Annotated in this window: 23 protein-coding genes and 2 pseudogenes; 8 read left to right on the top strand and 17 right to left on the bottom strand. The window is 70.3% G+C overall.

Annotated elements, in window-relative coordinates; all coding sequences use genetic code 11:
• Window positions 1–440: 440 nt before the first annotated feature.
• The gene (locus BS83_RS47395) at window positions 441–2,120 is read left to right on the top strand and encodes a serine/threonine-protein kinase (RefSeq protein WP_084713381.1); all 1,680 of its coding nucleotides are present in this window, start codon (window positions 441–443) and stop codon (window positions 2,118–2,120) included.
• A gap of 300 nt (window positions 2,121–2,420) precedes the next feature.
• Here the strand turns inward: BS83_RS47395 and BS83_RS11830 are convergent, their stop codons facing one another.
• The gene (locus BS83_RS11830; RefSeq protein ID WP_037603713.1) at window positions 2,421–2,738 is read right to left on the bottom strand and encodes an antibiotic biosynthesis monooxygenase; all 318 of its coding nucleotides are present in this window, start codon (window positions 2,736–2,738) and stop codon (window positions 2,421–2,423) included.
• Window positions 2,735–2,920, bottom strand: a complete 186-nt coding sequence (locus BS83_RS11825; RefSeq protein WP_037603712.1) for a YegP family protein — start codon at window positions 2,918–2,920, stop codon at window positions 2,735–2,737. Before BS83_RS11825 ends, BS83_RS11830 begins: the two co-directional genes overlap by 4 nt.
• A gap of 181 nt (window positions 2,921–3,101) precedes the next feature.
• Here BS83_RS11825 and BS83_RS11820 point away from each other — a divergent pair, with 181 nt between their 5' ends.
• Window positions 3,102–3,296, top strand: a complete 195-nt coding sequence (locus tag BS83_RS11820) for a hypothetical protein (RefSeq protein ID WP_157597130.1) — start codon at window positions 3,102–3,104, stop codon at window positions 3,294–3,296.
• Between the two features lie 167 nt (window positions 3,297–3,463).
• Here the strand turns inward: BS83_RS11820 and BS83_RS45320 are convergent, their stop codons facing one another.
• Window positions 3,464–4,180, bottom strand: a complete 717-nt coding sequence (locus tag BS83_RS45320) for a hypothetical protein (RefSeq protein WP_157597129.1) — start codon at window positions 4,178–4,180, stop codon at window positions 3,464–3,466.
• A gap of 459 nt (window positions 4,181–4,639) precedes the next feature.
• Window positions 4,640–6,727, bottom strand: coding sequence for a hypothetical protein (locus BS83_RS41690; RefSeq protein ID WP_157597128.1), 2,088 nt, complete (start codon window positions 6,725–6,727; stop codon window positions 4,640–4,642).
• Between the two features lie 498 nt (window positions 6,728–7,225).
• Here BS83_RS41690 and BS83_RS11805 point away from each other — a divergent pair, with 498 nt between their 5' ends.
• Entirely contained in the window at window positions 7,226–7,672 is a 447-nt protein-coding gene (locus tag BS83_RS11805; RefSeq protein WP_037603709.1) for a hypothetical protein, read from the top strand.
• A gap of 143 nt (window positions 7,673–7,815) precedes the next feature.
• Here the strand turns inward: BS83_RS11805 and BS83_RS11800 are convergent, their stop codons facing one another.
• The 6 genes and pseudogenes from BS83_RS11800 to BS83_RS11785 all read right to left on the bottom strand — a co-directional run.
• Window positions 7,816–8,646, bottom strand: a complete 831-nt coding sequence (locus BS83_RS11800; protein WP_037603708.1) for an alpha/beta fold hydrolase — start codon at window positions 8,644–8,646, stop codon at window positions 7,816–7,818.
• Window positions 8,643–8,873: a hypothetical protein gene (locus BS83_RS47390; protein WP_332262322.1), complete on the bottom strand. Its 231-nt coding sequence runs from the start codon at window positions 8,871–8,873 to the stop codon at window positions 8,643–8,645. Before BS83_RS47390 ends, BS83_RS11800 begins: the two co-directional genes overlap by 4 nt.
• A gap of 50 nt (window positions 8,874–8,923) precedes the next feature.
• Entirely contained in the window at window positions 8,924–9,208 is a 285-nt protein-coding gene (locus BS83_RS47385) for a hypothetical protein (protein ID WP_063774154.1), read from the bottom strand.
• A gap of 7 nt (window positions 9,209–9,215) precedes the next feature.
• Entirely contained in the window at window positions 9,216–10,058 is an 843-nt protein-coding gene (locus BS83_RS11790) for an NAD(P)H-binding protein (RefSeq protein WP_037603706.1), read from the bottom strand.
• A 185-nt stretch (window positions 10,059–10,243) separates the two neighbouring features.
• A complete protein-coding gene (locus BS83_RS47380) occupies window positions 10,244–10,423 on the bottom strand; it encodes a hypothetical protein (RefSeq protein WP_232248810.1) in 180 nt (59 codons plus the stop codon).
• A 1-nt stretch (window position 10,424) separates the two neighbouring features.
• A pseudogene (locus BS83_RS11785) lies at window positions 10,425–11,102 on the bottom strand (alpha/beta hydrolase); the annotation flags it as partial.
• Window positions 11,103–11,451: 349 nt separating this feature from the next.
• Between BS83_RS11785 and BS83_RS48280 the strand changes: the two are divergent.
• Window positions 11,452–12,468 carry an Lrp/AsnC family transcriptional regulator gene (locus BS83_RS48280; RefSeq protein ID WP_037603704.1) on the top strand — a complete coding sequence of 339 codons (1,017 nt, stop codon included), beginning with the start codon at window positions 11,452–11,454 and terminating at the stop codon, window positions 12,466–12,468.
• Between the two features lie 100 nt (window positions 12,469–12,568).
• Here the strand turns inward: BS83_RS48280 and BS83_RS11775 are convergent, their stop codons facing one another.
• Window positions 12,569–13,237: an Lrp/AsnC family transcriptional regulator gene (locus BS83_RS11775; protein WP_198035217.1), complete on the bottom strand. Its 669-nt coding sequence runs from the start codon at window positions 13,235–13,237 to the stop codon at window positions 12,569–12,571.
• 250 nt (window positions 13,238–13,487) lie between these two features.
• Between BS83_RS11775 and BS83_RS11770 the strand changes: the two genes are divergently transcribed.
• The 3 genes from BS83_RS11770 (at window position 13,488) to BS83_RS43765 (ending at window position 19,161) form a co-directional block, all read left to right on the top strand.
• A complete protein-coding gene (locus BS83_RS11770) occupies window positions 13,488–16,925 on the top strand; it encodes an ALF repeat-containing protein (RefSeq protein ID WP_037603703.1) in 3,438 nt (1,145 codons plus the stop codon).
• Between the two features lie 246 nt (window positions 16,926–17,171).
• Window positions 17,172–17,564, top strand: coding sequence for a hypothetical protein (locus tag BS83_RS11765; protein ID WP_332262321.1), 393 nt, complete (start codon window positions 17,172–17,174; stop codon window positions 17,562–17,564).
• A gap of 49 nt (window positions 17,565–17,613) precedes the next feature.
• Complete coding sequence (locus tag BS83_RS43765; protein ID WP_084713377.1) at window positions 17,614–19,161, top strand: FG-GAP-like repeat-containing protein; 1,548 nt, start codon at window positions 17,614–17,616, stop codon at window positions 19,159–19,161.
• Window positions 19,162–19,584: 423 nt separating this feature from the next.
• Here the strand turns inward: BS83_RS43765 and BS83_RS11755 are convergent.
• From BS83_RS11755 to BS83_RS11745, 4 genes and pseudogenes are all read right to left on the bottom strand, one after another.
• A pseudogene (locus BS83_RS11755) lies at window positions 19,585–20,177 on the bottom strand (helix-turn-helix domain-containing protein); the annotation flags it as partial.
• 97 nt (window positions 20,178–20,274) lie between these two features.
• Window positions 20,275–20,406, bottom strand: coding sequence for a hypothetical protein (locus BS83_RS48275; protein WP_269664849.1), 132 nt, complete (start codon window positions 20,404–20,406; stop codon window positions 20,275–20,277).
• A 25-nt stretch (window positions 20,407–20,431) separates the two neighbouring features.
• Entirely contained in the window at window positions 20,432–20,635 is a 204-nt protein-coding gene (locus BS83_RS11750; RefSeq protein ID WP_157597127.1) for a hypothetical protein, read from the bottom strand.
• Window positions 20,623–20,985, bottom strand: a complete 363-nt coding sequence (locus BS83_RS11745; protein ID WP_037608706.1) for a nuclear transport factor 2 family protein — start codon at window positions 20,983–20,985, stop codon at window positions 20,623–20,625. Before BS83_RS11745 ends, BS83_RS11750 begins: the two co-directional genes overlap by 13 nt.
• 248 nt (window positions 20,986–21,233) lie before the next feature.
• Here BS83_RS11745 and BS83_RS11740 point away from each other — a divergent pair, with 248 nt between their 5' ends.
• On the top strand, window positions 21,234–21,842 hold the full coding sequence (locus BS83_RS11740) for an antibiotic biosynthesis monooxygenase (RefSeq protein ID WP_037603698.1): 609 nt from the start codon (window positions 21,234–21,236) through the stop codon (window positions 21,840–21,842).
• A 183-nt stretch (window positions 21,843–22,025) separates the two neighbouring features.
• Here BS83_RS11740 and BS83_RS45315 read toward each other — a convergent pair whose 3' ends face one another.
• Both BS83_RS45315 and BS83_RS11735 read right to left on the bottom strand, forming a co-directional pair.
• Window positions 22,026–22,202, bottom strand: coding sequence for a hypothetical protein (locus BS83_RS45315; protein ID WP_157597126.1), 177 nt, complete (start codon window positions 22,200–22,202; stop codon window positions 22,026–22,028).
• A 244-nt stretch (window positions 22,203–22,446) separates the two neighbouring features.
• Window positions 22,447–23,532: a PP2C family protein-serine/threonine phosphatase gene (locus BS83_RS11735; protein WP_051942948.1), complete on the bottom strand. Its 1,086-nt coding sequence runs from the start codon at window positions 23,530–23,532 to the stop codon at window positions 22,447–22,449.
• Between the last annotated feature and the right edge of the window lie 190 nt (window positions 23,533–23,722).

Raw genomic sequence — 23,722 nt, 5'->3', positions numbered from 1 at the left:
GTCCGACGCTGGACCGGCCTCGTCGCCTGCTGACCGACTGCAATCGGCAGCCCCGCGAGCTGTCCACGTCGTGGCGCCCGGGACAGGTGTGGGCACCACGACGTCCTGGGAGTCGGGCTTACTTCCAGGCCCAGATCTGGCCGTGGGCCTTGCCCCTCTCGTCCACCTCCCACTCGAAGGCCCCCGCGACCCCCGTGAGCTGCGCGAATTCGGGTGAATCGCTGGTGTAGACGATGGAGCCCCGCCAGCTGGTGCCTCCGCTTTCGGTGAACGTCCCGACTCCCTGGCCCTCACCCGAACACAGACGGGGCCGCTGCCCGATTCGGGGGTGTCGGCCCGGCTGGAACGGCGAAAGGTGCCAGTCGGACGGCGGAGGGCGAAACTGGTGGTACGCACACGTCGTAGTAGGACAGTGGGAATCCTGAGGGGTAGGTCCCACGATGGCCGCACATACGTCCGAGGAGGGTCCTGACCGCCTGCTGGCAGGGCGCTACCTGTTGGACGATGTCCTGGGCCGCGGGGGGATGGGTGTGGTGTGGCGTGCCCGTGACCAGCTCCTTGACCGCGAGGTCGCGGTCAAGGAGCTGCACGTGAGCGGGATGCCCGACGTGGACCTGCACACCCTGTTCTCCCGGATGCAGCAGGAGGCCAGGGCTGCGGCGCGCATCGACCACCCGAGCGTGATCACTGTCCACGACGTGGTCGAGCAGGACGGTCGTCCGTGGATCGTGATGGAACTGGTCGACGGCCAGTCGCTCGCGGAGATCCTCGTGCTGGAGGGGACCCTGCTGCCGCGCGACGCAGCGCGTGTCGGCGCGCAGGTTGCCTCGGCGCTGGCGCAGGCGCACCGCCAGGGGGTGCTGCACCGGGACGTGAAGCCGGCCAACGTGATGATCGACCGCCGCGGCCGGGTGGTGCTGACCGACTTCGGCATCGCCAGGTTCGAGGGCAGCGGTGGGCTGACCCGGACCGGGGAGATCGTCGGTTCGCCGGACTACCTTGCCCCGGAGCGGGTCACCGGTCACCGGCCGGGACCGGAGTCGGATCTGTGGGCTTTGGGTGCGACCCTCTACGCGGCAGTCGAGGGGCAATCGCCGTTCCAGCGCAGCACGACGGCAGCCACCTTGCAGGCCGTGATGGCCGAGCCGTTGCCCGAGCCTGTGCATGCCGGTCCGCTGGCTCCTGTGATCGCGGTGCTGATGTCGAAGGATCCCGCTGTGCGGGCCACCGGGGATGAGGCGGTTCGCATGCTGGAGGAGGTGGCACATGGCCACACGCCGCCCAGCCCGACCCTGATCTCCCCGTTCGTGACGCAGGACCGCTCCCTGGAGCCGCCCGCCTCGGCGACCCCGACGCTGCCCTTCCGGCCGTCAAAAGGCGGACCCGACGAGCCGCGCTCCTTCCAGCAGGAGCCCAGCAGTTCCGGTCCCGGGCACGGAGTCGGTACAGGTGGACGGCCCGTGGCGGGAAGCGGTCGTCCACCGCCGCCACCGACCAACGTGGGGCGCGACTGGTCCGGGCCCCCTGTCTCGGACCGACCACGGCGCGGACGCCCCCGGTGGCTGGTGATCGCGGGGGCGGTATTGGCCGCAGCGCTGGTGGGCGGCGGAGCAGCCGTGGCAGTGCTGGCGACCCACACCCAGCACGCCGGCACGGCCGGCCAGCCCACTCCAGCCGGCTCTACCACTCCGAGCCTGTCAAGAACACCCACAGCCCCCTCGCCCAGCCTGCCCGCCAGCACCAGACCACTGCCGCCTGCGAACCCCGCGCCGGCCACAACCACGGTCACCGCGCCCGTGAACCCCGTACCACCCGCGCCTGTGAACCCCGCACCAGGTCCGGCCCAAGTGGTGACCTCGTACTACGCCGCGATCAACGCGCACGACTACGCCACCGCATGGAACCTGGGCGGCAAGAACCTCGGCAGCTCGTACAGCTCCTTCAGCAACGGCTTCGCCGACACCGCCAGCGACACGGTCACCGTGGACAGCGTCAGCGGGGACAGGGCGTTCGTGCACCTTCACGCCATCCACACTGACGGTTCCACGGCGGACTACAGCGGCTCCTACACCGTCGACAACGGCGTCATCACCGGAGCCTCCATCCAGCAGACCGCATGAGACCGGCACCGTATTCCTTGAGCGGACAGCGAGGTCTGGCACCCGTTCGACAGGCGGCTCAGGTCCGGAAGAGCGACGGTCCCTGACTCGCACTGGTGTCCTCACGCCATCAGCGATCAGACGGAACACCGTTTCCATACGACATGTGCCGGATGCCCAGCGAACCCGTGAGGGGTTCCATGCAGGAATCGACCGTGCGGAGACCCGGTTCCCGATCCTCGCCGTTTCCGCGGCGCTGGTTTCGGCAGGCTGCCCCGGTTGACCTTTTACGGGTGCCGGGGTCTCGTCACTCCCGGTTCGTCAGGGTCGGCTTTGGGGGTCGGTTACGAGGCGGTGTCCGGCGACCTGGAACCAGGCGACGTGTGGGTCTCCGCCGGAGTCGCGGAAGAGGCGGGGCGCGATGGGGCCCTCGGCAGACGCGGGCATCGCGTCCAGGGAGGCCTGGTCGCGCCACAAGGTGTGGATCCGCCAGTCCCCGTCGGCACCCTGGAGGAGTTCGGTGCGGAGGAGCCCGTCGGGGAGCGGCCGGGCGACGGCCTGCTGGTAGGCCGCGATCAGGTCAGCTTCGCGTTCAGGGGCGATCGTGGCGCTGACCTCGGTCAGGATGTGGCCGGTCACGCGGCCTTAGCTTCCACGATGTCGGCTTCGGCGGCGGCACGCTTCACGGCTTCGCAGCCGCGCTCGGCATTCGCCTTGGTGGGGTACGCCTCGCCGGATGCGACGATCTCGCCATTGCCGGCCTTCAACCGGAATCGCCACTGGTGGGCCTTGTCCTCGTAGATCTCGAAGTGCGCGGACACGCTGCCTCCTGCTGCTTGGGTGTGGTTCTGGTCCAAGCCTCAGGCGGCTGCGGATAAGCGGCATCTTCGGCTGGGCCTCTGCCGCCCGTCCGGGTGAAGACGCAAGTCTGGGCCGTTCGACCCATGCGCCCGCGCTTGCCTGAGCGGATCGTGGGGAGAAGCCCGCCAACAGGTGATCCTCATGCCCTTCCAACTCCAGGCCGAGTACGAGTTCCTGCAGATCTACGCTTGGCACATCGTGCCCGCCGGCACGCACCGGAGCCTGTGTGGCAGCCCCCTCGCGCCCGCGGCCGAGATCCGGCCGATCAGCGATCTGCCCGTCACGCCGGCGTGCCGCACTTGCGAGGTCCTACGCGGCACCGCGACCGAGCACTGACCAGCCGCACCCGATCGACGCCGTTGCTCGTTCACAGGTCATGGCGTGAGCTTCGACGCGGAGCAAGGCCAGAAGGGCCCCAGGCGGCCAACATCGTGCGGGGCTGACCCCAGCAACGGAGCTGGCCTCGCCGCCCGTCGTGGGCAGCGGGGCCGTTTCAGATCATGCTAGCCAGCGACGTCCACGGTGACCTGCCACGTCCTGACCATCTCCGGGCACACTGCGCCCGGGGTCGTGACCGTGCACCGCGCCTCGGCCGCGAGCGTCGCCGTCCCGTCCGCCTGCACGTCGAACCTGGCGCCCGAAGCGCCGCCCGGACTCGTGTGGAAACGGACGCGCTGCAGCACGCCCGGGTCCGACGACACCGGCGCGGACCACACCCAGGTCGTGCCCTGGTCCTGCACAGCGCTGAGACGGACCCGGAGGGTGTCGCCTGGGGATGCGACGAAGGTACGCCCGCTGTCGGCGTTCGAGAGGATGATGCCGCCGGATGCTGCGCCGGGCGTGTAGGCGGTGGCGCCGCTGCACAGGGCGATGGCAGCGGCGGCGAGGGCAGCTCGGCGGAGTGGAAGTTTGATCACGATCGGCCCAGCGATCACCCCGGTCGCGGGTTGTGCCGGATGGCGTAGCGCCACACAGGTGGAGCACTCTGCAACCGGACCGTCGGCCGCTCGTCTGGCATGACCAGCTGCACCTGCCCGCCGCCCGAACGTGATCTCTGCGCGCACTGCGCCGGCTGGGGCCACGCGCCCGGCACCACCGGCCACGAGCTCCCGCTCTGCACCCTCTGCGGTGGGCACGGCGGCATCAACCACCGCGCCAACCGCGCCGTCCTGGCGACTGCTGTGGTGCTCCGAGCAGTGTTGCGACCACAGGACGATCACGCGGCCAGGTGCCGGAACCAGCTGATCGAGCTCAAATCGATTCCAGGCCAGGCGAATTGCGAGAGTCGGTCAACGTGGCCGCCGCGGGCCGCGACCACAGTGCGACCACTAGGTACGCACACAACGAAAAGGCCGTCCACACCTCTCGGTGGAAACGGCCTCCGACCTGCGAAAACGCTGGTCGGGACGACAAGACTTGAAACTGCGAGCCCTTGACCCCCAGTCATGCCACGCTGGTTCGGGGGAAGTTCGCTGCCATTTGATGGATGCTTCCAATCAGCAGAGAACAGTTCGTAACTTCATGGCATGCGTTCGACATGATTGTTCCGACGAGGAGTACCGCCACGGCTGCCGGTCCCGACCGACCCCGTTCAAGAGCGGGTGGTGCGGGATGAGGGTGTGACGGTGGGCGGGCTGTCAGGTCGGGTCAGCCCGCCCACCGCGCTTACGGGGGTTGTGCTAGGAGACGGTCACGTCGTCGTAGTAGGTGTAGGTCGGGTCGCCGGGGTAGTTGTCGTCCTTGTTGGTCAGGGTCAGCGTGTAGCTGTGGCCCGCGGTGACGGTGGCGGTCTTCAGCACCCAGCCGGAGCTGGAGACGCAGGTCTTGGCCAGGACGGTGGTGGTGGTGCCCGAGGTGTTGTCCTTCAGCGTGGCGGTGGCCCAGTCGTAGGTGACGGTGTCCGGGCAGGTCACGTTGTAGTAGAAGGACAGCTTGGTGGTGCCGGCCGGGGCGGTGAAGGTCTGCGCCGCGGTGGAGGTGTTGGACGGGGTGGTCAGGCCCAGCATCGCGCCGTAGCTGCCGGAGTGCGCCGCGCCGGCCGTCACCGCGGCGTTGCCGGTGGTGGTCCAGCCAGAGAAGCTGCCGCTCTCGAAACCGCCGTTGGTGAGCCCGCCCGTGGCCGAGGAGACGGTCAGCGCGTAGCTGGTGGTGTGGGTGTGCACGGACCCGGTACCCGTGACGGTGATCTGATACGTCCCGACCGGCGTAGTCGGGGCCGTCGAGACGGTCAGCGTCGAAGAGCCGCCGGCCGTGACCGACACAGGACTGAACGCCGCTGTGGCGCCGGTCGGGAGGCCGGACGCGGACAGTGCGACCGACTCGGTGTCCCCGCCGCTCGCGGTGGTCGCGATCGTGGTGGTGGCCGACGACCCCTGCGCGACCGAGCCGGAGGCGGGGTTCGCGGCGAGCGCGAAGTCGGACGCAGGGGGCGCGGTGGAGACGGTCGTCGCGTAGATCTCCGCGGTGGAACCGCCGCTGTCCGCGCTGCCCCAGCTCACGGCGATCTGGTTGTTCGGCAGCTTCGCCAGGCCGAAGGTGTCGCCCGGCCACACCGAGGCGTTGCCGTAGTTGGTCGACACCTGCGTGGGTGTGCCGACCAGCCCTGACGCGGTGGTGAAGGTCTGCAGATAGGTGGCGTAGCCCTGGCTCGGCGCGTTCGTCTGCCAGCCGACGTATGCGGTGCCCGCCGGGCCGCCGACGACCTCCATGATGTGCGCCGCGCTGGTGTTGTCGGGTGTCACGTGTGTCGGTGCGGACCAGGTGGCGCCGTTGTCGGTGGAGTAGCTGAGCCAGCCGATGTCGGTGCCGGATGACTGGGTGTCCCAGGTGGCGTACAGCGTTCCGCCGGCGTCGATGGCGATGGAGCCGTTGATCCACCAGTTGGCCACCGCGTCGGTCCCGGCGTCCGGCCGCACCTGGACGGTCGGGTTCGGCCAGGTGGCGCCGGCGTCGTTCGACCAGGTGAAGTACTCGTAGCCGTTGTGGATCGCGTAGGGGGACGTGGTGTCGGTCGGGTGGCCCTCGTAGAGCGAGTCCACGCGGCCGTGCGAGTCGACCAGCAGTGGTGCGGCGAATCCGCCCATGGTCGGGTAGTTGGGGCCGATCGCGGTGAATCCGCTGAAGGTCTTGCCGCCGTCGGTCGACTTCTCGATGACGGTGTTCAGCTGGCCGTCGGCGAAGGAGCACGATCCGACCGGGCTGCAGGTGGTTTGGACGTTGTTCTTGTTGGGGCCGTAGTCCCAGGTCACGTACACGGTCCCGTCGGGTGCCACGGCTATGTAGGGTCTGTCGCCGAAGTAGCCGCTTCCGGATGGCTTCACCGAGGCGGTCTGGGTGAACGTCGCCCCGTGGTCGAACGAGGCCTCCACGACCGGGTAGTTGTTCGTCGACATGAACGCCGCGTAGACGGTGCCGTTGGGTGCGACCGCGAGTGCCGGGTCCCAGGCTCCGGATGAGCCGGACAGCATGATCGGCGCGTTGTAGCCGGCGCCGCTGTTGGTGGACCGGGCGAACCCGATGCCGCCGCATCCGATCCAGGACTGGAAGACGTCGCCGGTGGTGTCGGCGGCGGCCACGACTTCCTGGTTCTGGCCGGAGCAGGACGAGCTGACGTTCAGGATCGGCGTCGTGGCGGCCGGGTGGGGTGGTGGTGTCGCCTGGGCTGTGCTTGTGACGCCGAGCAGCAGGAGGGCCGCGGAGGCCGCTGTGGCGAGGCTTTGCAGGCGTCGGCGAGAAGCGGCTAATGGGCGGGGATCGGCGTGGAACATGATGGTGGCACCCCTTTCAACTGCGCATGCGGAGATTCGGGGTGGTGCAGGCCATGCATGTCTGACTCGCAGACAGCGAAGAGGGCCCGGCGGATAGTAGAAGGAGGCATGACAAGACGTCAATATCTCGTGCGGGCCCGCACCGACGCCGATGCGCGTCGAGAGCATCGCTCCGTTCGGCGGCTGCCGATGGCGATCCCATGATTGGGTGCCCGCGTGCCCAGGACTGCTCCTGTACTGGCCTTGTTCGGGGCAGCATGGAGATTGGGCGCCAGCGGAGGCGCGCCCGGGCGGAGCCAGGAGCCGGTGAGGGTGTCGGCCCAGCTGCGCGCTCGGATGGCTCAGCCTGGATACGGTCCTGCGCCGGCATCGTGACCTGATCAGGCGTCGACGCGTTCGCGCGGGTGCCTGGCGCCGGTCGTGGCGTCCGCAGGTCGCATCGGTGCGCAGTCTCGCCCTGCGCCTGGCGCCGGAGAGCTCCTCCTGGGGTTAGCGGGGGTGACGATCAACCACAGCCGTGTGGTCGGCAACTCCGCGCCCGATGACACCAAGGGGAACAAGGGCGCGGGCGGTGGCATCCTCAACATCAACTTCTCGGCCCCCGGTTCGCCGATCCCCGACAGCGGTGTGCTCATCATCGACGACAGCCGGATCAGCCGTAACAGCACAAGCGCCAAGGGCGGCGGAATCCTGAACAACATTCCCAGCCAGCTGCCAGCCAGCCTCACAATCAACCGTAGCCACGTGACCGAGAACACCGCCCACAGCGGCGGCGGCATCTTCAACGCTGGAGGCCCCGTCTCACTCAGGTTCACCGCGGTCCGACACAACCACCCCGACAACTGCCAGCCCATCGGCAGCGTCGCCCACCGGGTGTTACCCGCTCTCAGCGCGTTCGCCGGCGAACCAGTCCGCGTCAGTCCGGCGGCGAGCGGATCACCCTGAAGACTTCGGCCACCTGGTAGATGGTGCAGGACTCCATGCAGCCCAGGTCGGCGGGCCCTCGTCGCCGCTGCTGCCGGGCTCATGCCCCCAGTCGGCGCAGCGCGCGCAGAGACCACGTTCCGGGGGCGGGCAGCTGCCACTCGTCATGTGAACTCGCCGATGACTCGCGCAAGTTCCGCGGGCTGGTCCAGCGGAATGAGGGTGTAGCTGTCGTCCACCTCGACCAGCCGTGCGTCGGGGAGGAGTTCGACGAGGCGCCGTGCGTGTTCGGGGGGCATCACGCGGTCTTCGCTTGCCCAGGCCACGAGGGTTGGGTGATCGAAGGTCGGCAGCCGTTCGGCTGCGGTGAGCAGGAGGCGGGTGTCAGCTGCTGCTGCTCGGAGCATCCGTACGGTGTCGCGGCGAATTCCGGGCTGCTGCAGGACCGGTTTCATCCACTGGGCGGTTGCGGCGTCTCCGCGCTTGGTCAGCCACCCGAATGCAATCGGCAGCCGTCGTAGCGCGCGGAGTCGCATCTGCTGCATGAACAGGCCGAACAATCGGGGTGAGAGCCTCCCGGTGAGCATGAGCGTCCTGCCGGTCAGTCCGGGCGGGAAGTTGTCGAACGCCTCGCACGAGACGAGCACTGCGCGCCCGACGGCTGTGGCCCGGTCGCCCATCAGGAGTTGGACGAGCACCCCGCCGGTGTCATTGCCGACAAGTGTGACGTCGCGGAGGTGGAGGCGGTCGAGGAACTCCGCGACCAGCCGCGCCATGCCGGGCAGGGACAGGTCGGCGTCGGGGCGCATCGGGAGTCGGTGTGCCCCGAGCGGCAACGTGGGTGCCAGGCAGCGGTGATCGGCGGCGAGACGGGCGATCGTCCCGTCCCAGAGCGTGGCGTCCATCATCAGCCCGTGCAGCAGCACCAGGACGGGGCCGTCGCCACCGGTGTCCTGGTATTCGATCGTGCCCGCCGACAGCTCGATGCGGTTCACGACAGCCCTCCGGTCGGGCCTGATGCGGCCGTTCGCTGCGGGGCGGGGACAGCGGCAGGGGCCGGGTTGCGGGATGGCCGATGAGTGCTGCGCGTTGGGGTCATCGCCGCCGCGCTCAGGAGCCCGAACGCGACCACGGCGGCGGCTGTCCGTACCGCGTGGGCGATCTGCCAGCGGTCGCGGACGCTCGCCCAGTCCGCGGGAGGTGTCTGCACATTCCAGTGCAACTGGTCCGAGTTGATGGGGAGGTTGAAGACGACCGTCGTGGCGACGACACTCAGCAGCAGGCGAACGCTGTCGCGGTGAGCAAGAAGGTGCGGTCTCTCGCCTTGAGCGACATGGCGGCGAGGATCGCGGTGGTCGGCAACGTCGGCAGGAGGGTGGCGGAGGCGAGGTCGTCCAGTCGGAGGAGTTCGATCTGTCGCGTCTGGGTGTAGACCGAGGCGTCGACGTGGCGCAGCGAGAGTTCGAAGACGAGGACCGTGACCAGGAACCCGGCGAACAGGCCGGCAAGAACGAGACTGACGAAGCGCAGGGCGGTGGCTGCCCGCTCGGATCTCATGACGGCCTCAGCTCCGAAAGTCGGCCGCGTGCTCGGCGGCCCAGGCGGCGAAGGTCAGGGCGGGGCGGCCCAGGAGTTGTGCGAGGGTGTCCGTCGTCGGCCCCGGCTCCTTCAGGCACGCGGCCGCGTAGCCGACCAACCGGTCGGGAATGTCCTCGGGCAGGCCCTGGGCGAGCATGGCCCGGCGCAGGCTCTCGGCGGGAATCTCCTCGAACGATACGTCCCTGCCGATGGCCTCGCCGATGAGTCGGGCCTTGTCGCGCTGGGTGAGTGCCTCCGGCCCGGTGATCGCGTACGCCTGGCCCGCGTGGGCGGGGTCCAGCAGCGCCCGTACGGCGGTCTCGGCGATGTCCCGCTGGTGGATCGGGGAGGTGGCGGCATCGCCGTGCACACCCCGGGCGTGACCTGTCGCACGGATCTGCGGCGCCCAGGCGAGAGTGTTGGCGGCGAAGTCGGCGCACCGCAGGAACGTCCACGGCAGCCCGGAGGCCACGGCTGCGGCCTCGACCCGCTCGAACTCCTCGGCGAAGCGCCGGTACCCGCCGCCGTATTCGACGGTGACCGCCGACAACACCACCACCCGCCGCACGCCGTGCTCGGCCGCCAGCGCCAGCAGCTCGGCACTCGCGCCGCCCACGGCGCGCGGACTGAGCAGGAGGGTCTCGACGCCGTCCAGTGCCGACGCCAGCGACTGCGGGCTGGAAGGATCGCCGACGACAAGCCGGATACCGTCGGCGACCACGCCGGCGGCCGGGTCACGAGTGACCGCCGCCACCTCGGCTCCCTGTGCCGACAGGTGCTTCACCACTTCGCGGCCGGCGATTCCGGTCGCGCCTGTCACCATGATCATGTGCGTGCTCCTGTTCGGGAGGCCGTCGACACCTCGTGCCCGTGGCCTTGGTGGGTGGTCGTACCTGAGATCCGCGGCGGGCCCGGAGTGTGACATCGGGTCGGCCGCCACCGGGCGGCCGGCGGTGGAGGATCCAGGGGATAAATCGGCGGGTTCAGCCGATTCGAGCGGGGGAGCGGTCTGGTTCAGCGGTGGTCGCGGGAGGGCAGGTGCTTCTGCAGGAATGAGATCTCCGCCTCGACGGCCTGTTCGTGCGACTTGAGGAACGGGGCGTAGTGGCGGCCTGACAGCTGGACCACCTCGGACCGCGGCGTGGCGGGCCGCGCGGAGAGCGGGGCCGGGGAGCGCACTCTGGTCCTGGTCACAGACGACCACCAGGAGCGGGCAGCGGCTCCGGGAGGCATGGCGGCCGGGCCGGTACCCGCCGAACTGCAGGGCGATGCGTGCGGCGACCGTCTGCTCCCAGTCCGTATGCCGACGGTCGGGGTCGAGGGCCCGGTCGCAGTCCATGGCGTCCGCTGTGGTGAGCGAGGCGACGGTACCGCGCGGTCCGGCCGTCGGGACCAGGAGCGGCGGCCGTCCCATGACGCTTCCGAGTGCGTCCGCGACGCTTCGGCCGAGGAGGCGCAGCAGTGCGAGAGTGGTCATGGAGCGCAGCGCGTGCGGAGCGACGGCGCGGGCGTCGACCAGTGGGGTCTGCGCGATCGCGCCGGCCAGCCGCGGGTGGTCGGCGGCGACCCGGAAGACGTGGCCGCTCGCCAGTGAGAACCCCCACAGGGCGATCCCGTCCGGCGCGACGTCGGGCAGGCCGGCCGCGTAGGCGATCGCGGCGTGCCAGTCGGCGACCTGCTCGTTGAAGCGGACGACCTGGCGTGGGGTGCCCCCGCTCTGTCCGAACCGGCGGTGGTCGAAGGCGAGGACGGCGAAGCCGGCATCGTTGAACCTGGCGGCGACAGGTCCGCGGCCGGTTCCTTCGTCACCGCGGTTCCGCCGGCCATGATCACACAGCCGCCGTTGGACCCCGGATAGTGCCAGGCAGCGCACTCGGTGTCGCCGCTGGCGAAGCGGACTGCTTGCCCTTGCTCGAACGCGGGCACGTGAACCTCCGTGGTGGATCTGTCGTTCTCGGGTGCAGTGAAAGCCGAGGGCAGCCTGCGGCGTCGTCGCACCGCGGACCCCTTCTCCCGGTCGCCGGTCGCGGTACCGGAGGTGCTGACGGTGAGCCGGTCAGGCCGGGGAACCAATGCTCGGGTCGAGGATCATCGGTTGCTCGTTGCGTGGCTCGGGTTCGCCGACGTGGCTCGCGGACAGGCGGGGTGGATGAGCTCCATCCTTGGGCCGTGGTCCCCGGAACAGGCATCGCAGGGCGACGGAATGAGCGAAACTTGTCTTCATGGCGTACGAATCGACGAATTCCGTACTGAGCCTCACGGATCAGCGGCTGGTCGCCGCGCTGCAGTGCGACGGCCGCGTCACCGCCGAGCGGGCGGCCGGCGTGCTCGGGCTCAGCCCCGCCACCGTCCGCCGACGCCTGCACGCGCTCGGCGCCGACGGCACCGTGCGCGTGGTGATCTCACCGGTCGCGCGACCGCGCAACGGTGGCTCGGCCGGGGCCCTGTTCCTGCGCATCCGGGTTCTGCGCGGAAAGCTCGACACCATCGTGGCCGCGCTCGCGGCACGCGAGGACATCCCCTTCATTGACGTCACCACCTCGGGCGACGAGATCTTCGCCGTCGCCCGCACCGAGCCGGGCTCACGCGACCAGTTGGTCTTCCGTCAGCTCCCCTCCACACAGGCGGTGACCTCCCTGGAGAGCGCCACGATCCTGCATGTCTTCCGGCTCACCTCCGAGTGGCGTCACCAGGTGCTGACCGAGCCCGAACGCGCCGCCCTGGGCCCGAGCCAGCCGGCCCCCGAGCCACCCGCCTCCGGTTCCCCGGGCCCGTACGGTGTCGACACCGATGCCTTGGAGCAGTCCCTCATCGACGCCCTCACGCCCGACGCGCGCCTGACCGCCGCGGCACTGGCCGATCGCACCGGCCACCCGGAGAGCACGGTGCGTCGGCGCCTCGCCCACCTGGCCGCCCAAGGCCGTCTGGTCACCCAGGTGCTCGTCGATCCCCGCCGCCTCGGCCTGCCCATCGAGGCCAAACTCCTGCTCCAGGTGGCCCCCGACCATCTCGCCGCCACCGGGCGGGCGCTGGCCGAACACACCTCGGTGCACGGCGCGTTCGCGACGTCAGGGCCTTCGAACCTGCACGCGGCCGCGTACTTCCCGGACCTCGCAGCCCTCTACGGCTTCCTCTCCCATGACCTGGCCGGTCTGGGCATCACGCACGTTGAGACGGCCATCGTCAGCCGCGGCGTCAAACGCACTCCCCAGCCGGTCCAACCGGTCTCGTCGAGGTGAGGACCGAGGACACTGGTCCGCCGCGACCTCACCCCGGGCTAGGCACCGTCGCGGAGCGCCTTTTCCTCGGCGTCCGCCAGCCAGAAGTAGAGCGGCGGCATCACCAGTTCGACGACCGCCAGCACCACCTGGAACCACTGCGTCTCCGGGAGACCGGTGCGGGCCGCGACGGTGGCCACCGGCAGCCGGGCGTCGGGGTGAGGGCGTCAATGATGACCCGTTCCAGGGCGTCGGTCCCGACACCGTAGTGGCCGTTGTCGGCGGGAGCGGCGGGAGCGGCGTTGCACGGGGCGCCGGGAGCCAGCGCGTCGATCTCGTGAGGGGCGAGGACCTGATGGCGCCACTCGGACGTGACACGCAGGACGTGCAGGATGGTGGCGGTTTCCACCGAGATGACCGCCAGGCTGGACGGGAGTTGACGGAAGACCAGGGGATCGCGTGACCCGGGTTCCGTCGCGGCTATCACCAGGATCTCGTCGCCGGACGTGGTGATGTCGACGAACGGGATGTCGTCACGGGCCGCGAGCGAGCGGACGACGGCGTCGAGTTTGTCGTGCCGCACCCGGATGTGCAGCAGGTGCGCCCCCGACAGCCCGCTCGCACGAGGGCGGGCGATGGGGGAGAGCACCACCCGCAGGATGCCGTCCGCCGTCATCGCCTGCCAACGGCGGCGCACGGTACCCGGACTGACGTTCAGAACCTCGGCAGCCCGCTCGGCGGTGAGGCGGCCGTCGTGCTGGAGGACCGAGATCAGTCGCTGATCCTGCATGGACACGACGGAATTCGCCGCTACGAGTGTCATGGAAGCGACTTTCGTCCATTGCGGCGCCGCGCGGGCCAACCGCCCGGCTCATCCGGCGAGGATGAACCGGTCGCTTCCACCGCGAGCGCACGGCATCCGACCGCGTGCCAACTCGCCATGGCGGATGCGTTGTTCACGCCACCGACCCGCAGTGACCGGCAGTCGCGCACCCCCCGGTGCGCCGACGGAGGTCGCCCGATCGATCAGGAGTCGATTCTTGAACACCACGTTCTGGAGCAGACGACGCATCCTGGGCTACGCCGCCGCGACCGCGGCAGCTTTCGCGCTGCCCCTCAGCACGACCGCCCGGGTCTTCGCCGCCACCGTCGGCTCGGGGGACATCCCCACACTCCCCTCCCTGCCGGACACTCCGCGGGCCAAGGCCGTCACCGCCTGGCAGTGCGGCGGTCAGGCAACCCGGGCGGCCGCCGCCGCCGCTCTCGTCGGCACCGACGCGGACGTCGAGGAGTTCATCGTCACGGGGCTGCCCGCCGCCACCGCCGAGGACAATCGCGTCGCGCTCTTCAAGTCGCTGTCCCTGTCGGGCAAAGGCACGGCTGCCGAGATCTCCCGCGTGCTGGATGCGGGTGACACCGAGATCGCGGCCTTCCTCGGCGGTGGATTCGCGACAGTGCAGCAGGAGGACCTCAGCGTCCTCACCTTCACGGTCAAGGCCCAGGGCGGCAAGAGCGTGCAGGCCGCCGCCGACGCCGCGCTCAGCGACGGCTCCGGCGACGCGCTGCTGAAGTTCATCACCGACACGCAGTTCAGCGCGCGCCTCGAGGACGAGACCGTCGAGGTCTTCAAGCTCCTCGCCGGCGCCGGGCCCGAACTGAGGACCTTCGCGCAGCGCGCCCTGGACGACGGGAGCGCGGACGCCATCCGCTGGTTCCTGGAGATCGGTCAGAACATCGCGCGGATCCGTGACGACGAGGCGGCCACCATCGATCAACTGGTCGCCGTCGTTGAACGGCAGTCCCAGCGTGCCCAGTTGACCACGGAGCAGGCGAAGGAGGAGTCGGCCAAGGCGCAGCTGGCCGCCGCCGGGGCCAAGAAGGCCGCGCAGGATGCCGCCGCCGAGGCACAGGCCGCCAGGCAGGACGTCGCCAAGTCCGCGGCGGCCGCCCGCAAGGCCGCCAGCGCCGCCAAGGGCGCGGCGAACGCCGCGGCCACCGCCATCTCCTCCTCCAACGCCGCCCAGGCCGCGGCCCGCAAGGCCGCCTGGGCCGCCCACGCCACGACCTCCGCCGCCGCGACGGCCGCCCGGGCCGCGTCCAGCGCCTACCAGGCGGCCATGGCGGCGTCCAAGGACGCGTCCAAGACGCAGGCCGCCAAGGACGCGGCGGTCGTCGCCCGCAACGCCGCGGCCAAGGCCCGTACGGCAGCGAACGCCGCCGACTCCGCCAGGGTCGCCTCCGAGCAGTCGGTGGCGGCCGGCAACTCCGCCGCGGCGGCCGCGTCCGATGCCGCTGCCGCCGCGAACGCCTCGGCCACCGCGGCCTCGGCCGCCGGTGCCGCCCAGTCGGAGGCCGCTGCCGCCCGCGCGGCCGCCGCCGACGCGGACGCACAGGCCGCCCGCGCCACCCGTGCCGCCGCCGCGGCGCAGACCCTGGCCACCAGTGCGGAGGCAGCGGCCGCGGCGGCCCGTGACGCCGCCAACGCCGCGGCCGACCACGCGGAGAAGGCGGCGGCCGCCGCCGATGACGCCGTGAAGTACGCGGGCAAGGCCATCGACTTCGCCAACAAGTCCACCGCGTACGCCGCCGACGCCCAGACGGCGGCCGATGCCGCGGTCAAGGCCGTGCTGGACGCGCAGAAGGTGGAGCAGGACGCCGTCGCGGCGGAACTCGCGAAGCTCGACGCCTACACCGACCAGGGCAAGGCCGAGGCCGCCGCGCTCGCCGCCCAGGAGGAGCAGGACCTCGCGGACTTCCGCACCCAGACGACCCAGCAGCAGGCCATCGACTCCGCCACGCAGCAACTGATCGCGGCCGCAGAGCAGGCCTTCACGGCTGGCGACCACCCGACCGCCGTCGGCCACGGCCGCAGCGCCTGCCTCAACCTGCTGACGTCCCACGGCACCTGGACCCGCGAGGCGGCGGAGTTCGCGCTCGCCGCCGGTGAGGAGTCGGTGCTGAACTGGATCGAGGCCGACCGGCTCATCGCGCAGCGGCAGGACGACCGCGAGAGCGTCGTGTTCATCGCCCAGGTCAGCACGCCCGACGTGGCGACGGCGGCCCAGGCGGCCCTGCAGTCCACAGATCCGGGCGCGCCCGCCGCCTTCCTCACCACCGGCGCGACCGAGGCGGCCAGGACCGACCAGACCGCGGCGATCTTCCGGATCCTCGGCGGGAACCCCGGCAGCGCGGTCAGGCAGGCCGCGACCGATGCCCTCGACGACGGCTCGGCCACGGCCGTGCACGACTTCTTCACCGTCAAGTACGGGCCGGCGCAGGCGCAGGACGACAACGTGGCGGTCTTCGCCACCATCGACTCCGCGGGCCCGTACACCAGGACGGCTGCGGCGGTCGCGCTCGAGGGCCCGAGCTGGATGCGTCGCAACTTCGTCACCACCGTCCACCCGCGGATGCTGCAGCTCGACTCGGACGCGGCCGCTCACACCGCGGCCATGCAGGCCCTGCTCGCGCACGCCGCCAAGCTCGCCCAGGACGCGACGACCAACGCGGCCTCCGCGCAGAAGACCGCGGCGGACGCCCGCAAGGCGGCGGACCAGGCGCAGAAGTGGGCCGACGCCGCCACGAAGTCCGCTCTCAAAGCCCAGGGTTACAAGCAGCAGGCGGACAGCAACGCGGACGCTGCGGAGAAGTCCGCAGCGTCCGCCAAGGCCTCCGCCGACAAGGCGAAGGCCGCGGCGCTCGCCGCGCGCGGTGCCAGCCGGCGCGCGAACTACTGTGCGAACCAGGCGACCGCCGCCGCGGACGCCGCGACTGCGTCCGCCGTCGACGCCCAGGCCTCCGCCAACTCGGCCGCATCCTCGGCCCTCCAGGCCGGCAAGGACGCCAAGGAGGCGGCAAGCGCTGCCTCCGAGGCGAAGCAGATCGCCGCCACGAAGCGCCAGCAGGAGCAGGTGGAAGCAGCCAGGCTCGCCGCGGAGGCGGCTGCGAAGGCGAAGCAGGACGGTGTCGACCAGGCCGACAACCCGGAAAACGACGGGGCGAAGCAGTCGGGCACGTTCATGGGCGGCACCAAGGGTGACTGGCAGGACGCGGCCGATACCCTCGGCACCGAGTCCACCAACATGGGCTACCTGGCCGCCGTTTCGCTGCTGGCCCCGCCGCCGGCGGGCGAGATCCTCTTCACGGCCTTCGGCGCGGGCTCCCTGCTCGCCGGAGTGGAGAGCACCGTCATCTACGGGTTCACCGACGGCCTCTCCTCCGCCCACTTCCTGCTGTCGACGTTCAGCCTGGCCGTCGGCATCTACACCACCGGCGTGCCGTGGACCAGGTTCGGGGGAACGGTTGGCGCCATCGACGACGCGTACCACGGGATCGAAGGCGGCGTCCTGTCGATGGGTGTCCAGGCTCGGCGCGTCGGCGCGTCGGTCCTGTCGCCGGCCACCAGTGCCGTCGTCGATGCCGGCAAGACCGTCGGCGATGCCGTCAGCGACACCTGGCACGACCTGACGCCGTGGTGATCCGGCATCTCGTTCTTCCGACTTCCGAATACGACCGAAACGAGGGTGAGGACCGTGCTGGAGACGCGAACGGCAGTGGGTTCCCGGCCGCAGTGGCAGCGAGCCGCCCGGCGGGCATTGGGAACCGCGGCGGTGGCCGCGCTGGCCGTGTCGGCGGTGGTGGCGGGCTCGCAGGGCTCCCCGGGTTCGCAGGGTTCGCGGACCCGGGCGGCTGCGAGCGGTGGGGGCGGAAGTGCGGTGGCCCCCGTGGCCGATGAGGAGCCGGGGTACGCGGTGGAGGACTTCAGCTACCCGGGGGCGGACAAGATCCTGGCGCAGCAGAACATCGTCCTCAAGCGCGGCGACGGGCACATCGTCCTCGCCGACTGTGCCAGCGCGACCGGGCTGCTGGAGGTCTGGTCCCGCAGCAGCGCGAAGATCTGCTTCAAGGTCACCGGCGCCTCGGGCTGGCTGACCCTGGAGATCCCCCGCGTCTACGGCATCAAGGGCAGCGTCGACCAGTCCGCCCAGGTCGACATGACCACCGGCACCGAAGAGCAGACCTACGACGTCGCCAAGAACGCCTTCACCGGGGTCGGCGAGAGCACGGACCCGCAGGGCCGCGACTTCACGCTCATGGAGATCCGAACCATCGCGTAGCCGCCGGCCCCGCGTCCCACCCACAACCGTTCCCAGAGAAGGAAGTCGTATGTCCACCAGCGCCGCTCGGGCTGTGTTCACGGCCGCAATACTGTCGACCGCGCTCACCGCGTCCGTGCTGACCATGTCGAACGCCTCCGCCCTCGCGGGCGACCCGGTCGCGGCCGGCGCCTACGCCTACAGCGCCAAGCTGGTGATCGGCGAGGGTGACACGCAGCGGGCGTGTTCGGGCACGCTGGTGGACCCGCAGTGGGTGCTGACGGCGGCGAGCTGTTTCGCGGACACACCGGGCATGGCGGTGGCGGCCGGCCCGCCCAAGCTCAGCACGACCGTCACGGTGGGGCGCACCGACCTGTCCACCAGCGCGGGCGCGGTCACCACCGTGACGGAGCTGGTCCCGCGCGCGGACCGCGATGTCGTCATGGCCAAGCTGGCGCACCGCGTTCTGGACGTGGCTCCGGCCAGGATCGCGGCCACCGCTCCGAGCCCGGGGGAGCAACTGCGGGCCACCGGCTTCGGCCGGACCAAGGACGAGTGGGTGCCCGACCTGCTGCACTCCTCGCTCTTTTCGGTGCAGAGCGTCAGCGGCTCCGACGTCGCGCTAGCCGCGGGCTCGCAGGGTGCGGTGATCTGCAAGGGCGATGCCGGTGGTCCGCTGGTGCGGGAGCAGGGCGGCAGCGTCGAGGTCGCCGCGGTCAACAGCCGCTCCTGGCAGGGCGGGTGCCTGGGGACGGCCGACACCGAGACACGTACGGATGCCGTGAGTTCCCGGGTCGACGACCTCGGTTCCTGGATCAAGGACACGGTGTTCGTCGCTCCCGGTGACCTGACCGGCGACGACAAGCCCGACCTCGTCGCGGTCGACGGCGCCGGTAATCTGCGCCTCTACCCCGGCGACGGCAAGGGCGGTCTCGGGTCCTACGTCGTCATCGGCACCGGCGGATGGTCGGGAGCCTCGGTGACCCACCGCGGCGACTGGACCGGGGACGGGCTGGAGGACGTCGTCGCCATCGTCGGCGGCGAGCTGCGCGTCTACCCCAACCGCGGCGACGGCTCACTCGCCGCGCCGATCAAGGTCGCCAGCGGTCTGCCCACCAGCTCCAAGGTCGTGGGCATCGGCGACGCCACCGGGGACGGACGCCCCGACCTGGTCATCTCGCACGACGACAAGCTGTGGCTGTACGCAGAGGGAACCGGCGCCACCCCGTCCGTCGCCGCACCCGTGCTGATCGGCAGCGGCGGCTGGACACCCATGACCATCACGGCCCCCGGCGACGCCAACCGAGACGGCCGGGTCGACCTGCTCGCCCGGGACACCCGCACCGGCGACCTGTGGCTCTACCCGGGCAAGGCCGGTGGTGGCTTCGGCACCCGCACCCAGTACGGACACAGCTACAGCACCACCATCCGCCCGCTGCTCGCCGGTGCGGCCGACGCCGACGGCAACGGCGTGGCTGACATGTGGGCCACCACCAACGACGGCACCGGCACCCTGCTGTTCTACGCAGGCGCCACCGACTCCACCGGCAACCCCGTCGACGGCCCCCGCACCACGGTCGGCACCGGCGGATGGAGCGGCATCCAGTCCATCAGCTGACCGGGCGTCCGGTTCCCGGGGCAGCTCTTCGAGTTGACCGACGGTGCGTCACGAAGCACTGTTGTACCCGATGCGGCGACGGACGGCGGCAGGGCGCGACATCGCTCCGGCCCGGAGCCCGCCCTCGCCGCAGCCCGCTGTGGCAAGCCACGAGGCGCCGGCCACCAGCAGGTGGTCGGCGTCCCGCGCTGTGCCTGCCAGCGGAGAGCGGTGAGGTCGGGGACCCGCTGCTCGGGCGGCAGCTTCTCCAGAATTGCTCGGGCGAGGCGATTCGACATCAGAACACTCCGCTTCCCGAGGTCAACTACTTTTCGCAGTAGGCCGATCACGGCCGGATTGGAGCGGATTGGCGACATGGGACCCGTCCGTCCAACGGGGCTGGTCGGTGCCATCGCCCGTCGTCACGGACGGACGTCCCTGCCGTCAGCTCACCTCGGGTCCGAACCGGTGCCTGTACGCCGACGGAGTGATACCTGTCTCGCGACGCATGAGCGATGGCAGGCTGGTAGCCGTTCCCAGCCCGCTTCGGCGTGCGACGATCTCGAATCGTGACTCGCCCCGCTCGATCAAGCGGCACGCCAAGGCGAGCCGCTCGCCCGTGAGCCACATCAAGGGAGTCGTTCCCAGTTGCGCCCGGAAGCGGCGGTGCAGTGTCGCCGGACTGACCGCCGCTCGCGCCGCGACGTCGGAGACCGTGAGTGGTGCGTCGAGCCGCTCTTGGGCCCAGGAAGGACGGGGGCCAGCGATTCGTCGAGGAGGTCGGGCATGGGACGCTCCACGAACTGCCGCTGTCCGCCGTCGCGGCGCGCCGCGAAGACCAGTCGCCGGCTCACGGAGTTGGCGACCTCGGCGCCGTGGTCGCGGCGGACCACGTGCAGCCCGAGGTCGAGTGCGGCCGCGCTTCCCGCGGCGGTGAGGATGTCACCGTCGTCAATGAACAGCACGGCTGATTCGAGGTGGACAGCGGGGAAGCGGGCACGGAGGGCACCCGCCCACTGCCAGTGGGCTGTGGCCCGGGAGCAATGCTCAGGACTTGTGGATCGGTGCGGGGAGGGGGAGGGACGCGAAGGCCCTACCTTCCAGGCTAGGGCCCTGGCCAGCAGGTTCGCCTGTTCAGAGCCCGGGGCTCGTCTCGGCCTGTTCGCCGCGCGGCGGTTCGGGGAGGCGGATATCGGTACAGACGGGCCGTGCCTTCGCGTCCGGCTCGGGATTGGCGTCGATGCCGGGCAGGGGCGGACCGCTCATCGGTTCAGCGTAGATCGATGGGTGGCTACTTCAGCTCGAACAGCAGCGCCCGGACCTCAGTGCCTCCGAGGTTGTGCGTGGAGTGGTCCATGGCTGGCATCCACATCGTCTGGCCGGTTGCGAGAGCGACTTCGACGGTTTCACCGGACTCGTCGGTGAAGGCTGCTGTGCCGTCGGCGAGGTTGTAGACGAGATTTTCCCTGGGGATTCCGCGCGTCACTCGTCCCACGCTTCGATCATGACCTGCTCGGAGATCTTGCCGTCGCGCAGCGTGATCATGGACTCGGACAGAACACGCAGCCCGTCCGGGTACTGACACGATTCGCTGAAGGCCACCTGATCACCCTGGACCACACAGCGCTCCAGCTTGTGCGTCATGTCGCGGCTGTATACATCGGTGAGCATCGCACCGATCGCGTCCCGGCCTTGCAGGACTTTGGGGTGGCTCGGCGTGGCGTCGCGGTTGACGAGCCGGATCTCGGCATCGTCCCGGTACAGGGACAACAGGGTCTCGGGAGTGTGTCCCTCAATGCCCCGACGCAGCGTGTCGGCGTCGAAGGCGGGTGCGGCAGTGGCCATGGTGACCTCCTTCGTCACCTTCGAGGCTCCTCCGTGCGGGCGACGTGAGCAAGCTCAGAGAAGGCGGGGTGCCGCCGAGACTCTTGCCACTCTGCATTTGCCGCCACGATCGGCGAACCGGCTTTCCGAGGACGGAAGACACGCTGGCCCGTGGGCTCGGGCGGCGCCCTTGCTTCCCTGGTTGCGGCGACTTCTTCACAGGAGGAGCGTCGTATTCAGGAAACGTCAAGGAGGATTGGGGGCCAGTCATGTACGTGCGCACGACTTATGTGACAGGCGATCCGGGCAAGATTGACCAGGCCCTGGACGGGCTGCTGGTCGAGGCCGTCAAGCTGCTCTCCGACGAGCCCGGCTACCGGGGTTACGGGCTCTTCGCCGACCGGGAACTCGGCAAGATCACGATGGGCAGCTGGTGGGACAGCGTCGCGGCGGCGCAAGCCAGCAACGAGGCCGTGCGGCAGCGACGCGCTGAGCTCTTGGCACCCTTCGCCTCGTCGCTGTCTGTCATGACACTAGAGGCGCTGGCGTACACGCCCCACCCGCAGGTCGAGCGAGGTGGGGGCTTCCGCCTCGGGCGATTCCAGATCCCCCCGGCCAAGCTGGACCAGATGTCCGAGCTGTTCCGGACTGCGGCACTGCCCGGGTTCGAGTCGACGCCGGGCTTCGCCGGGGCTGCACTGCTCGCCGACCGGCAAACCGGCCTGGGATCCGTCGGCACCCTGTGGGCCACCCGCGACGCACTCGTGGCCTCCCGCGGGGCCCAGTCCGCCGCACGGGCACGCGCGACCTCGGACGTGCCGATGAACGTGATCGCGCTGGAGGAGTTCGAAGTGCTGCTTGTGGACCGTCGCGACTGACGCGACCGGAGCAAGTGATAACGGTGTCTTCGCCCCCGCACGGTAGGTGCGATCAGCCCGACGGACGGCGAGGGTCGACCCCGGGCGGCAAAGCGGGCCGGCCCTCGCGCGTCACTCCGCATGGTCCGCGAGGACGGCGCAACCGAGATCGGTGACGCGCACCGCCTTCCCCTTGAGTGGAACCTACTCGCCGAGCTGGACCAGGCCGTCGGCGAGGAGTCGGTCCAGGGCGGGCTCGATCACGTCGGAGCCGGGCTTGCCCGGCTCGCGGAAGACGTGGATCGGCTGCTGCAGCGCGGCGCTGAGGAGGCGGGACAGGTAGGTCCGGCCGGTGGCCGTGGTGCGTGGCAGGGCGGTCACGTTTTCCTGTCTGTAGTCGGGCGGCTGCGCGGCGGCCGTCGCCCGATCGGGGCTCAGGGCGGGGCTCGGCGGAAGAGGGGGACCCTGCCCCAGGCGTGTCCGTCATCGCCCATGCGATCGCAGCGTCCGACGCCGATTCTGCTTGTTCACCGAGGTTGCGCCCCGGAGGTCGGCGGTGCGTCGCCATCACGACGAGGGGATCGCCATATGCCTCTGGCCTGCGTGTCGGGTTGCCTGATCGCGATCACTGCGGCGTCGTCACCGAGTCGCCCGTCGCAGTGTTCGAGGAGGTCTCGCTGGAGGTGCCGGAGCAGCGTCTCGGGTGGCTTGTTGGCCCACTGGCCGACCCGCTCTTCGAGGGGTAGAACTCTCCATCCGGGTTCCTGGCTTCGATGACCCCGTCGGTGTAGAGCAGCAGGGTGTCGCCGGACTTGAAGGCGACGGTGTCGGCTGTGTAGTCGGTAACGGCCAGCAGGTGCATGCCGAGTGGCGGGATGGGGTTGGTGGCGTGCAGAACCTGGATGGTGCCGTTGTGGAGGAGGAGAGGTGGCGGGTGTCCGCAGTTGGTGATCTGCACGGCTGCGGCACCCGCGGGGATGTGGAGCAGCAGGGCGGTGATGAAGTGCTCTGCGGCGTGGGCGTAGTCGTCGACGAAGTCGGCCAGGTATCGGCTGACGCTGAGGTCGAGCGCGGCGGCGAGCTCGCCGAGGTCGGCGTGACTGTCGGCGGCCTCGCGGAACGCTCCGATCAGCAGTGCGGATTCGCCGACCGCTTGCAGGCCCTTGCCGCGCACGTCCCCGATGATCACGCGGGTGGCGTCCCGGACGCTGGTGGCGGTGTAGAGGTCGCCGCCGATCTCGGCCTGGTCTGCTGCGGCCAGGTAGAACGAGGCAACCTGCAGTGAGCCGAGGCGGTGGGGTAGGGGACGCATGAGGGCGCGCTGGGCTGCTTCCGATACGGCCCGGATCTGCTCCATCTGTCGCATGCGCCGTTCGCGGATTTCGGACAGGAGGACGACCAGAGTCGACAGGGTTGTGGTGGCGAGGATTTGAATGGCCTCATCGCGCTGGACGCTCAGCACGTCCAGGCGGGCGGCGATGAAGGCCTGGGCGCACACGGCCAAGAGCCCGATTCCGGCCGTGAGCCACGGGCCGCCAACCAGTGCCGCGATCATGGGTGCCAGGATGAGCAGCACTCCGTAGTGGACGCTGTCCGGGGTGACCACGTCGAAGATCGTGACCGCGATGATGAAGCCCAGAGGGATCAGGGCCAGGGCATCACGTCTACGCCATGACGGCCACAGGCTCGGTCTGCCCTGCTGCTCTCCCATTCCTCAACCATGCGCCTCGGGGGTCGGTCGTTCCAGGCGGGCACCCGCCCTGTGCACGGGGGCGAGACCCCGGTCAGGCCGTGAGCAGGAGGTGCCGGCGGGCGGTCTCGTAGGCGGGCTTTCGGGGGCGGTAGTTGGTGGCGATGAGGGAGACCTGGGCGGGGGTGTAGATCGCGTAGTCGCGGGTCCG

Origin of the sequence: Streptacidiphilus rugosus AM-16 (assembly GCF_000744655.1) — a bacterium.
In the GTDB taxonomy this organism is placed as follows: domain Bacteria; phylum Actinomycetota; class Actinomycetes; order Streptomycetales; family Streptomycetaceae; genus Streptacidiphilus; species Streptacidiphilus rugosus.
Note: the sequence above shows the minus strand (reverse complement) of the source record. Positions and strands in the feature narration are given on the sequence as shown.

Coding starts and splice junctions, on each gene's coding strand:
- BS83_RS47395 (WP_084713381.1), top strand. CDS start 441: ATGGCCGCACATACGTCCGAGGAGGGTCCTGACCGCCTGCTGGCAGGG.
- BS83_RS11820 (WP_157597130.1), top strand. CDS start 3,102: ATGCCCTTCCAACTCCAGGCCGAGTACGAGTTCCTGCAGATCTACGCT.
- BS83_RS41690 (WP_157597128.1), bottom strand. CDS start 6,727: ATGTTCCACGCCGATCCCCGCCCATTAGCCGCTTCTCGCCGACGCCTG.
- BS83_RS47385 (WP_063774154.1), bottom strand. CDS start 9,208: ATGAGATCCGAGCGGGCAGCCACCGCCCTGCGCTTCGTCAGTCTCGTT.
- BS83_RS11790 (WP_037603706.1), bottom strand. CDS start 10,058: ATGATCATGGTGACAGGCGCGACCGGAATCGCCGGCCGCGAAGTGGTG.
- BS83_RS48280 (WP_037603704.1), top strand. CDS start 11,452: ATGGCGTACGAATCGACGAATTCCGTACTGAGCCTCACGGATCAGCGG.
- BS83_RS11775 (WP_198035217.1), bottom strand. CDS start 13,237: ATGCAGGATCAGCGACTGATCTCGGTCCTCCAGCACGACGGCCGCCTC.
- BS83_RS43765 (WP_084713377.1), top strand. CDS start 17,614: ATGTCCACCAGCGCCGCTCGGGCTGTGTTCACGGCCGCAATACTGTCG.
- BS83_RS48275 (WP_269664849.1), bottom strand. CDS start 20,406: ATGAGCGGTCCGCCCCTGCCCGGCATCGACGCCAATCCCGAGCCGGAC.
- BS83_RS11745 (WP_037608706.1), bottom strand. CDS start 20,985: ATGGCCACTGCCGCACCCGCCTTCGACGCCGACACGCTGCGTCGGGGC.
- BS83_RS11740 (WP_037603698.1), top strand. CDS start 21,234: ATGTACGTGCGCACGACTTATGTGACAGGCGATCCGGGCAAGATTGAC.
- BS83_RS11735 (WP_051942948.1), bottom strand. CDS start 23,532: ATGGGAGAGCAGCAGGGCAGACCGAGCCTGTGGCCGTCATGGCGTAGA.